The organism is Streptosporangium sp. NPDC002524 (assembly GCF_040295985.1).
GTDB lineage: Bacteria > Actinomycetota > Actinomycetes > Streptosporangiales > Streptosporangiaceae > Streptosporangium.
Genome location: NZ_JBEOWK010000001.1, coordinates 77,938 through 90,703, shown reverse-complemented (window position 1 = coordinate 90,703; position 12,766 = coordinate 77,938). Strand labels below are relative to the sequence as shown.

General features: G+C 72.7%; 11 protein-coding genes. 1 reads left to right on the top strand and 10 read right to left on the bottom strand.

All coding sequences use genetic code 11. The features are described from left to right. Positions 1 to 162: 162 nt before the first annotated feature. From ABT053_RS00405 to ABT053_RS00390, 4 genes are all read right to left on the bottom strand, one after another. On the bottom strand, positions 163 to 2,211 hold the full coding sequence (locus ABT053_RS00405) for a tetratricopeptide repeat protein (protein WP_350966627.1): 2,049 nt from the start codon (positions 2,209 to 2,211) through the stop codon (positions 163 to 165). After that, positions 2,208 to 3,176, bottom strand: a complete 969-nt coding sequence (locus ABT053_RS00400) for a hypothetical protein (RefSeq protein WP_350966626.1) — start codon at positions 3,174 to 3,176, stop codon at positions 2,208 to 2,210. The genes ABT053_RS00405 and ABT053_RS00400 overlap by 4 nt, the downstream gene beginning before the upstream one ends. Positions 3,177 to 3,229: 53 nt before the next feature. Continuing rightward, the gene (locus ABT053_RS00395) at positions 3,230 to 3,706 is read right to left on the bottom strand and encodes a hypothetical protein (RefSeq protein ID WP_350966625.1); all 477 of its coding nucleotides are present in this window, start codon (positions 3,704 to 3,706) and stop codon (positions 3,230 to 3,232) included. A gap of 262 nt (positions 3,707 to 3,968) precedes the next feature. Then, complete coding sequence (locus ABT053_RS00390) at positions 3,969 to 4,265, bottom strand: hypothetical protein (RefSeq protein WP_350966624.1); 297 nt, start codon at positions 4,263 to 4,265, stop codon at positions 3,969 to 3,971. Between the two features lie 24 nt (positions 4,266 to 4,289). Here ABT053_RS00390 and ABT053_RS00385 point away from each other — a divergent pair, with 24 nt between their 5' ends. Further along, positions 4,290 to 5,033, top strand: coding sequence for a helix-turn-helix transcriptional regulator (locus ABT053_RS00385; RefSeq protein ID WP_350966623.1), 744 nt, complete (start codon positions 4,290 to 4,292; stop codon positions 5,031 to 5,033). Between the two features lie 266 nt (positions 5,034 to 5,299). Here ABT053_RS00385 and ABT053_RS00380 read toward each other — a convergent pair whose 3' ends face one another. The 6 genes from ABT053_RS00380 to edd form a co-directional block, all read right to left on the bottom strand. Continuing rightward, positions 5,300 to 5,626, bottom strand: coding sequence for a cupin domain-containing protein (locus tag ABT053_RS00380; RefSeq protein ID WP_350966622.1), 327 nt, complete (start codon positions 5,624 to 5,626; stop codon positions 5,300 to 5,302). A 67-nt stretch (positions 5,627 to 5,693) separates the two neighbouring features. Beyond that, positions 5,694 to 6,314, bottom strand: a complete 621-nt coding sequence (locus ABT053_RS00375; protein ID WP_350966621.1) for an AAA family ATPase — start codon at positions 6,312 to 6,314, stop codon at positions 5,694 to 5,696. A 1,159-nt stretch (positions 6,315 to 7,473) separates the two neighbouring features. Beyond that, positions 7,474 to 8,727, bottom strand: a complete 1,254-nt coding sequence (locus tag ABT053_RS00370; protein WP_350966619.1) for a TIGR03118 family protein — start codon at positions 8,725 to 8,727, stop codon at positions 7,474 to 7,476. A gap of 340 nt (positions 8,728 to 9,067) precedes the next feature. Then, positions 9,068 to 9,679, bottom strand: a complete 612-nt coding sequence (gene eda, locus ABT053_RS00365) for a bifunctional 4-hydroxy-2-oxoglutarate aldolase/2-dehydro-3-deoxy-phosphogluconate aldolase (protein WP_350966618.1) — start codon at positions 9,677 to 9,679, stop codon at positions 9,068 to 9,070. Next, on the bottom strand, positions 9,676 to 10,632 hold the full coding sequence (locus ABT053_RS00360; RefSeq protein WP_350966617.1) for a glucokinase: 957 nt from the start codon (positions 10,630 to 10,632) through the stop codon (positions 9,676 to 9,678). The genes eda and ABT053_RS00360 overlap by 4 nt, the downstream gene beginning before the upstream one ends. Before the next feature lie 196 nt (positions 10,633 to 10,828). Beyond that, complete coding sequence (edd, locus tag ABT053_RS00355) at positions 10,829 to 12,724, bottom strand: phosphogluconate dehydratase (protein WP_350966616.1); 1,896 nt, start codon at positions 12,722 to 12,724, stop codon at positions 10,829 to 10,831. Positions 12,725 to 12,766: the final 42 nt, after the last annotated feature.

Sequence of the window (12,766 nt, the reverse complement as noted above, 5' to 3'; positions counted from 1 at the left end):
CCACGCGACCTCGGCACGCGCGTCCTGGAGTCCACGGCGCCCGCCCCCCGGCTCGTGCGCTGCTCCCGCCCTCTCGGTGGTCGCGAGGTCGTTCAGGCTCCGCTTCGTCCGGTCCCGCGCCCGGGAGAGCCGCCCTCCGGGCGCGGGATCGGACGAAGCGGGTCAGACGAAGCGGAGGTAGCCGATGACGTTGTTCAGCACCTCGGGGTCGTTCTCGGGGAAGCGGGCGACGAAGGTGCGGAGCCTGCCGGTGTCGTCGAGGGCCGCCCACAGGTAGGCCACCTCGGCGTTGGGAAGCGTCATCCACCAGGCGGTGCCGGGGAAACCGCCGAAGGTCGCGTCGGCCGGGGGCCGGGTGCTCAGCGGGCGGGCGGGGAGGGTGCGCTCCAGCTGCTCGCGGACCGTGGCCAGGATCCGGGCGCGGGACGCGGCCGAGGTGGGCGGGGCGATGCGGAGGACCCTGATCGCCAGGTGGTGGAGTTTGTTCGGGGAGGTCAGGTCGGCGGTGCCGGCCAGGTCGTGGGAGAAGGCCCAGCCGTCGGGGCGGCAGAGGGCCAGGCCGCCGGCCCAGTCGGCGTACCCGGTCAGGCCGGTGCCGGTGCCGGTCGACAGGGTGGCGCCCGCGCCGGCCAGCAGGCGGCCCTCGGCGTAGAACTCGACGCGATACTCACCGGCCGCGGGGCAGGCGGCGTCGACGACCGTCCAGTACGTGGTGCCCGAGGGCTGTTCCGGCTGCCAGGGCTGGATGCTGACCAGGTCGGAGCGCTGGAGCCACTCGTCGCCCGGCCGCGCCCGGTGGTAGACGATCGAGGCCATCCTGGCGCCCTTGAACATGCCCTCGTAGGAGAGGGTCGCCTGGATGACGGCCCCCTGCGCGACCACCCGGAGCGCCGGGATCCTGGCCGAGGGCGCGGGCCGCGCGTTCGGGGCGAGCTCCTCGCCCTGCGCGCGCACCAGCTCGCCCTTGATCTCCTGGGCGAGGGGCCGGGCGTGGTCGCGCTGGGCGGACACCAGGTCGAGGTTGGTCCGGGTGGCGGCGTAGAGCTCGTTGCGTTCGGTGGGGTCGGGACGGCTTCTGATCACCCGGAGCAGCTCGGTGGCCACCCGCCTGGCCTCGGCGGTCCTGTTCTGGCCGAGCAGGGCCAGCAGCAGGTTCAGCCGGGGGATCGGCGGGCCGGGGTTGAGCTCGATGGCGGCCCGGCTGTGCTCCTCGGCCGCCTCGTAGTCGGCCAGGTGGATCTCGAAGCCGCCCAGGTTGCCCAGGGCGGTGTACTTCTCGCCGCCGTACTCCACCGCCTTGGTCATGTCCGCCACCGCGGCCTCGTACGCGCTGCGGGAGGCCGTGCTGAACACGAACGCCGACGTGGCGCGCTCGGGGCTCGCCGCCAGCACGCGGGCGCTCGCACGGTGCTCGTAGGCGACCGCGTAGTCGTCGCGCAACGCGATCGCCCGGGTGTACTGGGCGATCGCGCCCTCGTGCTCGCGCAGCCCGGCGAGACGGTCGCCCTCGGCCACGGCCGCGACGGCCGCGCGGGGCGTCGTGACGGGCGGTACGGCGAGGAGGACGAAGGCGCCCGCGACGGTGACGGCCACCAGCGCGGCGCCGGGCCACACCAGGTGGTGCCGGGTGGCCTCGCCGACGGTCAGGGACAGGCCGAACAGGGTGAGCGCGACCGCGAGGAGGGCGGTCCCCGCTGAGTAGGTGTTGCTCCTGTCGCCCCACGAGCTCGCGGTCTCCTGGGTCGCCTCCTGCAGGAGGCCCGCCACGGTCGCCTCCCTGTTGAGATCGGCGAGGTAGCGCTGGGCGGCGTCCGGTTCGGCGCCCAGCAGTGGCGAGGAACCGGACAGCTTGCCGTACGCCCGCCGGAGCCGGTCGGCGACGGCCTCGTGCTCCTGCTCGCCGAGCAGTGCGGCCCGCAGGGACTCCAGGTCGTGGCGGCGCTTGACGGTGGTGGCGGTGCCGAGGTTGGCGGTGCTCTCCATGGAGTCGGCCGTCGCGCCCGCCTGGGCGGCCAGCGCGGTCACGGAGGCGCGCTGGGCCTCGCGGGCGTTCCTGTCCTCCTGGGCGCCCGCCTGCCCCCCGAGGTAGGTGAGCATTCCGGCGAGCAGGCCCACCGCGGTCATCGTGAGCGCGAGCCGGCGCTTGAACGGGGTGTCGAACTCCTCGTCGGTCGTGCCGGTTCCCTCGGTCGTGCCGGTTCCCTCCGTCATACCGGGGCCAGGGAGAGCCACAGGGCGAGGGCGGTGAGCAGCCCGTACCCGCCGAGGGCGGCTCGCAGGAGCCGGTCGCGGCGCGGCGGCGCGACGAGGCGGGCGACGGTCAGCAGGAGCACGATCGCGAGGGTGCCGCCGACGGTGAGGGTGAGATGGCCGACCCGGTCGTGCAGGGCGTCGGCGCGCCGCGCGGTCCTGGCGGGCTGGTCGCCGGGCACCGTGAAGGTCTCGTAGTTGCGGATCACCGCGGCCTCGCTCATCTCGTAGTCCCACTCGGCGGAGGCGCCCACGCCCGGCAGGTGGCGGCGGTCGATGTACTGGTCGACGAGGAGCCCGTCGGCGAGGTCGCGCAGGGCCCTGGCCTCGTCGGGATCGACGGCCTCGATCGCGTCGGCCTGGGCGTGGAGGGCCCGGTAGTGCACGACCTGCCCGCCCCTCGACCGGCTGATCATGTGCCCCACCACGCCCGCCGTCCGCACCTGGATCGTCTCCACCACGGCCTGCCGGTCGGTGTCGATGGCCTGCGAGTTCAGCCGCACCGCCGCGTACGAGGCGACCGCGCCGGTGATCGTGGACAGGCCGATCGCGATCGCGACGATCCGCTCGTACGGCCGGGCACCGCCCCGTTCCCCGTCACCCCGCCTCGGGAAGCGGAAGCGCCGGGGCCGGGGCGGCCTCCTCGGTCCCGCCGCGCCGGCCCCGCGGAGGGCCGTGATCCTCGACCGCAGCGACCGGACGGCGCCGTGGTGCAGACGGCCGTTCCGGTCGGCCTCCGGGGCGTCGTTTTGCGGGCGGTCGTCCCGGTCGGTCGTCGGGGCGTCGCCCGGGACGCCGCCACGGTGTCCGGCGGGGCCGGGATCGGGGTGTCCGGCAGGGGCGGGATCCGGGTGTCCGGCGGGGTCGGGGGCGGGGCGCTCGGCGGGGTCGGGGACGGGCGCGTTCTCTCCCGCTTCGAGGGGCATGTGAGTCCTCCGGCTCGGGCGCCGGCAGACACGGTTCCCGAGCCTGTCCGTGGTCAGTTGATGACGACAACGGCATCGAACCACGGGGTCGACAGCGACGACAGCGGACTGCGCAGTTTCTCCACCCCCAGCCGGTAGGTGCCCCGGTTCAGCCCGGCGAGCGGCAGGTAGCGTCCGGTGAGGTTGGAGCCGCTACCGGTCCAGAAGCCGTGCTGCAGCGAGCGGAGGACCGTCACGGGTCCCGACGCCAGGCGCGGGTGGACGGCGGAGAGGTTGCCCGACAGCTGGAAGCGGGCGCCCGCCGCGGAGTTCCGGCCGGCGGTGCGAACGGTGGAGAAGATGAAGTAGCGGTGGTTGTACCCGGCGCCCGACGTCAGCGGCGGGCAGCCCACCGCCACGACGGTGCCGCGGACGGTGCCCAGCCGCAGCGGGTTGGAGTAGGAGCCCGAGCCGGACAGGGAGCGGCAGTTCACCATGGTGACCGAGGCGCCGGAGGTCTCCGCCGACGCCAACGCCGATGCAGACGCCAACGCCGATGCCGACGCCAACGCTGATGCTGATGCAGACACCGATGCCGACGCCGGGGTCGCTGGTGCCTGCGTCGTCGCGAGAACCAGCAGCGCGGTCGTCCCCAGGCGTGCGAAGCCCGTTCTTTTCATGATTCCCCCATTTGTGCCGTTTGGTACGAGTACGCGTATGACCAGATGTATCGGGGAAAGAGGGCCGCCGTATATCCCAACTTTCTGGGATGGGCGATGGATCGGCTTTATGATTTGCGGCATGCTCCCTGATTCAGGCGGTTTTGAGCAGAGGCTCGCCCGGCAGCAGAGCGCCCTCGATGTACTCGACGTCACCGCCTCCGCGGTCCTGAGGCGGGTGCCCGCTGACGTGTGGTGCACGGTCCTGATCGATCCGTCCACCTTGCTGGACACCGGCGGGCAGAACGAGGCGGGCTTTTCCGCGGAATATCTTCCACGCCTGTTCGAGATCGAACACGTCGAGGCGGATGATCCGGGTAATCTCCGCGAACTGGCGAATGGCGCGTCCACCACGAGCCTTCTCAGCCGCGCGACAGCCGGAAATATCCACTCTAGTAAGTACTATCAGGACATTTTGCGCCCGCAAGGACTCGGTGACGAGCTAAGGGTCGCCCTGCGCGACGGCCCGCACGTCTGGGGCCTGCTGGTGATGTGCAGGGAGGACGGTGCCACGCCGTTCACCGACGCCGACGAGGCGGCCGCCGCGCGGCTGGGCCGCCCGGCGACGGCCGCGCTGCGGCGCTCGCTGCTCCTGTCCGGAGTGGACACCGGAACGGTCCCGGACGCGCCCGGCCTGGTCGTCGTCGACCGGGAGGGGAACATCCGGTCGATGTCGCCGACGGCGCGCACCTGGCTGGAGCTCCTGCAGGACGGCACCCCGGAGCACATCCGGCCGTTGCGCGCGGTGACCGCCGCCGCGCTCTCCTCGGGAATGGCACGTTCCCGCGCGCTCAGCCGGTCCGGCCGGTGGGTGGCCCTCCAGGCGTGGTCGATGGGACAGGGAGAGGAGGGGCTCGTCGCCGTCTCCCTCAGCCCTCCCGAGCCGGGGGAGCTGACCGCGGTCATCCTCGGCGCCTACGGTCTGAGCGAGCGCGAACGGCAGATCACCCAGCACGTCATGCGCGGCCACTCCACGACACAGATCGCGGGCCGGCTGAACATCAGCCCCCACACGGTCCAGGACCACCTCAAGAGCGTCTTCGCCAAGACCGGCCTGGGCAGCCGGCGCGCCCTCGTCGCGGACATCTTCTTCCGCCACTACCTGCCGCACTTCGGGGAGGGACCGCTGTCGACGGACGGCCGGCGCCTCGCGGTATAGGCGCTCCGGCCCGGCCGGTCTGGCCCGCCTGGCCCGCCTGGCGGGTCTGCCCGGTCCGGCCTGTAAGCCCGGTCCGGCCTGTCGCATCGTCGCGCGGGTGCCGGACCTCGTCCGTACGGGGACACGACGGGACACCGCAGGACACCACGGGACACGACGGGCCCGTTCCTGAACGCCCCTGACCGCCGGTGGCCGTTCCCGACCGTCGTGAACGCGCCGACCTGGCCGTACCCCCCCGGCCCCGGCGCCCCCGCCCGGCGGGGCCCTCAGTCGCCGATGTTGACGACGCTGGTGAGGATGACCACCGACTCCTCCTCGGCCTCCAGCGAGTGCCGCCGCTGCGGGATCGGAGCGCTCTGGCCCGCGCCGAGCCCGACGCTCCGCTCGCCGTCGATGAGCCGGACCCGCCCCGACAGGACGTGCAGGCTCGCGGCCGGTGGGGCGTCGTGGTCACCGAGGACCGTTCCCGCGGTCAGCGCGATGACCGCCTGACGCAGCGTGCCCTCGTTGAGGTAGGTGTGGGCGCTGCGACCGTGCGAGCTCGCCCTGGCGAGGGTGAGGTGCTCCGCGGCGAGAGCCAGTACGTCGATCATTGGGTTCCTCCCGGTCGCTCTGAACCTGCCCTGGGCGAGTGAGGCGCAGAGCCAGGCGAAGGTAAAGTCATCCGTCCCGCCGCGCGGGGGGCCGCTCGTCGAAGCGGATCGCCCTGAGCAGGTCCGCGGCGGGACGGTCGAGGATCGTGACGCTCGCGGCGGGGGGGAACGAGCCGCCCCGGGCGCGGTCGATGATCACTCGCCAGCGGCGGCAGTGCCGGGCGAAGGTCGCGCTCGTGACGACCCGGCCGCGCGAGAGCTGCCCCTCGCGGGCCGTCCTCGGCTCCACGTCGAGCAGGATCAGGTGGACCTCGCTGTCGACCCTGCGGGCCAGCCAGGCGAACCCGTACAGGATGTGCGGCCACGTGCCGCGGGTGTGCGCGACGACGGCGTGCCCCTTCAGCAGGGCGCGGGCGATCCGTACCACGTGGGTGGTGTGCACGAACGGGATGCGGGCCCTCGGCGGGAGCGGGCCCAGGTAGCGGGCCCACCAGTTGCGGGACTGGCGCGAGTCGATGACGCGGGCCTCACCGGCGCGCACCGGCTCGCTCTCGTCGCCGCGCAGCCCGTACAGCCGGTCGAGCAGGGTGCTCTTGCCCGCGCCGGGGAGCCCCGCGAGGAGCACCAGCGATCCTGCCGGATAGCGCAGATCCTCGACGGAGGACCGGCTGGCCGGTGTGGTGGCCATCACGTGCACCTCGCTGGTATGGGGGACTTCTCTCATAGTGCGTCTCGCAGCCTTCCAGTGGCGGATTCGAGTTCGCCGTCGATCCGGCGGATGCCGGAGGGGACGAACCTGGCGAAGATCGGACCGAGGGCTACTCGTGAGGCGCGTCCGGAGATGGCGGTGGCCGCCGACCGGGACGGTACGGACCGTCGACGGCCACGGAACGGGTCGCGGTGGGGATGTGACGAGGTGGGACGTCGCGCCGGAAGGCCGGAGAGATCCCGGAAACCCCGGTGACCCCGGCGTCCTTGGGAACACGGCTCCGGAGGGGCGGGTGCCGTGGTGGGGGGACGCCGGTGAGGTGGTGCCCGAAGGGGGAGGGGACTGTCAGGGGCATGCTCGCTCCTCGAATGCGCTCGGCCATTCGAGGTCTCCTTCACCCGCACCTCGCGGGCGACCGTCCGGGGACGCCACAGGGCGTCCGTATTGACCGGACCGGTTCTTGGGAAGTACTCCCCTCGTTCGTTCAAGGTTAAAGGAAACCGGGCGGTGGCGTGGTCACCGAGGGGTGACTCTCCTAGGCGGCGTCGTGCCGGAGCGCCCGAGGAGGGTGCCGGAACGTGACGGAACCTGCCGGGACGTGCCGCGGCGCCGGCACCCCTCCGGCGGTCCGCGTGGGCCGGCCTGTCGGCTCGGCCTCGCGGTCCGCTGATATGGGGGTGCCGGCGCAGCCGGAAGGAACCCCGGGCACTGGCGCCCGGCGGTGGTCCGTCAATGGTTTCGACGCGCTCCCCGGCATGAACGCCGAGGATGTCGCCCGTGCCGCTCTCGCGACACCTCTGTGGCTTCCCGCTTCACCGGCCCGAGCCACCGGGACGGTGGTCTCACCGGGTCTCCACAGGCCGCTCTCCACAGGCTTCCGAGCCCTCACGGGCTCCGTTCCCGCCCGTCCGGCGGTACCTGGCGCGAGCGCCCTACCGAGCGCCGATCCGCGATGAGGGCGAGCCGGCGCCTCTTGCCTCGTTGCGAGGACCCGTTACGAGGACTAGCTAGGAAGACTCGTTATGAGGACTCGCTGGGAGGACCCCTGAGAAGGGCCCTGCTACGTGACTACGAGGACCCGCTACGAGGGAGGGGCCGCATCACCTCCGGCGTGAACATCGGAGTACTGCGGAGGAGTTCAGTAGCCGGAGCCGTACGAGTTGGAGTTCGAATTGGAGTTGGAGTTGTTGGAACCGGAGTTGTGGGAGCTCGGGTGCGAGGAGGAGGGCGTGGGGGACGCGCCGCCCGTGGGGGAGTTCGTCGAGGTGGCCGCTCCTGAGGGCCGGATCAGGCCGAGCAGGCCGTGCGTGCCGCCGTCGCTGCCCGCGCTGAACCACAGGGCGTTCGTGCCGCCGACGGCCTCGGTGCCGGGCTCCAGGTCCCACAGGCCGCCCAGGGTGATGGCCTTGCCGTCGGAGGAGCGCAGCGGGCCGAGCGGACGGCCGTTGCGCGGGTTGTAGGCGTTGATCCGGCCGTCGCCGAAGTTGCCGACCAGCAGGGCCCCGGAGTGGGCGCCGAAGCCCTTCGGAGCCAGCGTCATCGCCCAGGGCGCGTTGAGGGCCCCGCGCGCGGCGAAGCGGCCGACGAACCGGCCCGAGCCGCTGAACTGGCTGACGAACCCCTTGCCCTGCCCGGCGACCGACTTGCCGGTCTCGGGGTCGCGCTTGGCGTACGCGACGAGGATGGAGTTGCCCACGACCTCCACGTTGAACGGCGCATAGTCCTCCGGCAGGCCGGGGTCCTTGAACGCGCGGCGGCCGAACGAGATCCGGTCGAAGTCCCCGTCGAAGACGTGGACCCTGTTGTGGGCGAAGTCCGCGGCCAGCAGCATCGCCCCCCGGTTCGTCTCGGCCAGGGCCAGGCCCTTGAAGTCGGCGCCCTTGACGAACGCGCTGATGATCGCGTCGTCCGGGTCGGCCTCGGCGTTCCAGCCGGTGATCGCCCCGCTGGGGCTGGCGAAGATGAACGTCGCCGGTCCGGCACCGCCGGGACCCTTGACGACGAACTCCTCGCCCTTGTTGACGACCTGCCCGGTGGGCCTGCCGCCGGGGACGCGCACCTGCGTCTTCTCCTGCTTCACGGTGCCCGCGCCGCCGGAGTAGACCGTGGCCAGGCCGGTGCCCGCCGCCGAGACCCACAGGGTCTTGCCCATGGCCAGGCCCCACGGGTTGACCAGCGTGGGGTCGGTGACCGCGGCCCGGCCGCTGACGTCCGAGACCAGGTTGGTGACCGCGAAATGGTTCTGCAGGGTCTGCCCGCCGGCTTTCTCCGGGCCGCTGCCGGCCTTGGTCTGTTTCGCTCCGGCCTGCGCCTGGTGGGTCCCGGCGGACGCCGTACCGGCGACGCCCATGACCAGGACCGTGGCGCAGATCGTGACGATGCGTACTCGCATTCATGGCTCCTCTGTGAGGGAGTGCCTTTCGCCGCGAGATACGCGTGGGGTCCGTGCGCGGTTCAGTCGGGTTTGAACGGCCCGGACCTGGAAGGAGCCGGAGGAGCGGAAAAGGGCGGCCCGTGACCGCCTTGTGGGGCGGCCACGGGCCGGATCCCATGAGCGTCACACCGGGTCACGGCGACTCATGGCCGCGGCGCGCGCCAAGGGAGGAGAAAGCGCGCCCGCGGGGTCTCTATGGGACCCGCGAAGGGTCCTGAAGGGTCCTGAAGGGCCCTGCGAAAGATCCTGCGAAAGGTCTTGTAAAAGATTCCGCGAAGGGTCCTGCGAGCAGGGAGGGTCAGCGGAGGGCGGCCGCCTCGGCGGCCAGTTTCTCGATCCTGGCGTAGTCGCCGGTGGCGAGCGCGTCGGCCGGGGTGAGCCAGGTCCCGCCCACGCAGCCGACGTTCGGCAGCGCGAGGTAGTCGGGGGCCGTCGCGAGCTTGATGCCACCGGTCGGGCAGAACCTGACCTGCGGCAGCGGGCCGCCGAGCGCCTTGAGGTACGGCAGCCCGCCGGCGGCCTCGGCGGGGAAGAACTTCATCTCGGTCACCCCGCGGTCGGCGAGCGCCATGACCTCAGACGCGGTCGCCACGCCCGGCAGGAACGGCACCCCGCTCACCTCCATGGCGTCGACCAGGACCGGGGTGGTCCCCGGGCTGACCAGGAACTTGGACCCGGCCGTCACGGCGGCCGCCACGTCGGCCGGGGTGCGGATGGTGCCCGCGCCGATCACGGCCTCCGGGACCTCGGCGGCGATGCGCGCGATGGAGTCCAGGGCGGCGGCGGTGCGGAGGGTCACCTCGATGACCGGCAGGCCGCCCGCGACCAGGGCGCGGGCCAGGGGGACCGCGGTCTCCGGGTCGTCGATCACGACGACCGGGACGACCGGGGCGATGTCGAGCAGACTCATGCGAACTCCAGGGTGGACAGGCGCTGGTTCAGCCAGGCCGCCGCGCCGGTCAGGGCGGGCTGGGGGGCCACGATCAGCGCCGTGGCGATGCCGGCAAGGTAGTCGTTCAGGGTCGGGGTGGCCTCGAAGCGACGGCGGAAGTCGCTGGAGCGTACCCGGTCCACGATACGCGGCAGCACGCCGCCGCCCAGGTAGACACCGCCCCGCGCGCCGAGGGTGAGGGCGACGTTCCCGGCGAAGGTGCCGAGCATGGCGCAGAAGACCTCGACGGTCTCCGCGCACAGCGAGTCGTCCATCCTGGTCACGATGTCGGAGGCGGACAGCCTCGGCGCGTCCGTCCCGTGGACGAGCGCGAGCCCCCGGTGCAGGCGTGACAGGCCCGGCCCCGACAGCAGGTGCTCGGCCACCACGTGCTCCAGGCCGTCCGCGCGCAGCGCCCGGACGATCTCGTGGTCGCGGCGGTCGAGGACGGGCGCGGTGACGTGCCCTCCCTCCCCGGGGATCGGCACCCAGCCCTCGGCGGCGGGCACCAGGCCGCCCACGCCGAGACCGGTCCCGGGCCCGAGCACGGCCTTGACGCCGCGCGAGGGCTCTGGGCCGCCCAGGGAGACCAGGTCGTCGCCCCGCAGGTGCGGCAGGGACGCGGCCAGGGCCTCGAAGTCGTTGAGCAGCCAGGCGTTCGGGATGCCCAGGTCGCGTACCGACCCCGTCCATCCGGCGTTGGTGAGCCGGTAGCGGTCGCCCTCCACTGGTCCCGCGATCGCGACGCACGCGGCTCCCGGCTGAACTCCGCCCGCATGATCTGCGATATAGGCGGCTACGGCTTCGGGTAGGCCATCGTGTTCCGCGCCCGCGAGCACGGCCACCGCCTCGGGCTGTCCACCGGGCTCGGTGACCAGCCCGAAGCGGGCGTTGGTGCCGCCGATGTCGGCGACGAGCCAGGGAAGGCTCACGGGATCTCCTTCGCGGGTCGTGCGGCCCCGGCGGGCCACCCGGGATTCACGGTCCGTACGACCTCCACAGGCCGTACGAATGCGGACCGCGCGAACGTGGATCGCGCGAACGTGGACCGCGCGAATGCGGACCATGCGAACGTGGACCGCGCGAATCCGGGTCGTGCGCGTGCGAAGGAGACGGTGGGGTGTTCGCTCACGCCCGGATCCCGCTCTGGGCGGTCGCCGGGCGGGTGCCGTTCGCGACGGCCTCGGCGTGGCCGTTCAGGGCGAAGACGCCCGCGCCGCGCTCGGCCGGGCCCGCCGCGCGGCGGAAGGCGCCGAACAGCTCGCGGCCGGTGCCCACCCACTGGGCGTCGGTGAGCGGCGCCCCCTGGACGGGCCTGGCCGCCAGCTCCCCGGCCGGGACCAGCAGCTCCAGGGTCCCGGCGGCGGCGTCGAGGCGGATCGGGTCGCCGTCCCGCACCAGCGCGATGGGACCGCCGTCGGCGGCCTCGGGCGACAGGTGGATGGCGGCCGGGACCTTGCCGGACGCGCCCGACATGCGGCCGTCGGTGACGATCGCGACCCGCTGGCCCCTGTCCAGCAGCACCGCCATCGGCGGGGTGAGCTTGTGCAGCTCGGGCATGCCGTTCGCGCTCGGCCCCTGGTAGCGGATGACCGCCACGAAGTCCTGCCCGTCCAGCTCTCCCGCGTCGAAGGCGCGCAGCAGCTCCAGCTGGTCGTCGAAGACCTTGGCCGGGGCCTCGATGACCAGGTGCTCGTCCTTGACGGCGGAGACCTTGCTGACCGCGCGTCCCAGGTTGCCGTCGAGCATGTGGATGCCGCCGTCGCTGGAGAACGCGTCGGAGACCGGGCGCAGCACGTCGAGGTCGGCGCTGCCCTCGGTGCGCTCCTCCCAGACCAGCTCGCCCTCCTTCAGCTCGGCGGCCGAGCGGTAGTGGTCCAGCCCACGCCCGGCGACCGTCAGCACGTCGCCGTGCAGCAGCCCGGCGTCCAGCAGTTCGCCGATGAGCACCTGCATGCCGCCCGCGGCCTGGAAGTGGTTCACGTCCGCCTGGCCGTTGGGGTACATGCGGGTCAGCAGCGGCACGGCCTTCGACAGCGCGGCCAGGTCGTCCCAGAGGAGCTCGATGCCGGCCGCCGCGGCGATGGCGACGATGTGCATGGTGTGGTTGGTCGAGCCGCCGGTCGCGAGCAGCGCCACGCAGGCGTTGACGATCGCCTTCTCGTCGACGACCTCGCCGACGGGGGTGTACTCGGAACCGTGCGCGGTCAGCTCGACCGCCCGCCTGCCCGCCGCCCTCGTCAGGGCCTCGCGCAGCTCGGTGCGCGGGTTGACGAACGTCGAGCCCGGCAGGTGCAGGCCCATGACCTCGATCATGACCTGGTTGGAGTTGGCGGTACCGTAGAAGGTGCAGGTGCCGGGGGAGTGGTACGACTTCGCCTCGGCGTCGAGCAGCTCGTCCTTGCCGACCTTGCCCTCGGCGAACAGCTGCCGGGTGCGGGCCTTGACCTTGTTGGGCAGGCCGGAGGTCATCGGCCCGGCGGGGACGAAGATCGCGGGCAGGTGGCCGAAGTGCAGCGCCCCGATCAGCAGGCCTGGAACGATCTTGTCGCAGACGCCGAGCATGAGGGAGGCGTCGAACATGTCGTGCGAGAGCGCGATCGCGGTGGCCATCGCGATGACCTCGCGGCTGTAGAGCGACAGCTCCATGCCCGCCCGGCCCTGGGTGACGCCGTCGCACATCGCGGGCACGCCCCCGGCGAACTGCGCGACGCCGCCCGCCTTCCTGACGGCCGCCTTGAGGATCGCGGGGTAGGCCTCGTACGGCTGGTGCGCCGACAGCATGTCGTTGTAGCTCGACACGATCGCCACGCCCGGCTTGACGTTGGCGCGCAGGTCCCGCTTGTCGCTCTCGCCCACGGCGGCGAAGCCGTGCGCCAGGTTGGCGCAGCCCAGGCTCGCCCTCGCGGGCCCGCGCAGGCGGGCCGCGTCGGCCTCGGCGCGCAGCCGGTTCAGGTACGCGGTGCGGCTGGGACGGCTGCGCTCGACCAGGCGGTCGGTCACCTCCTGGATCACGGGATGCATCCGGCCTCCTCGGTCGTGGTCGGCATGGTTCTCTCGGTCGTT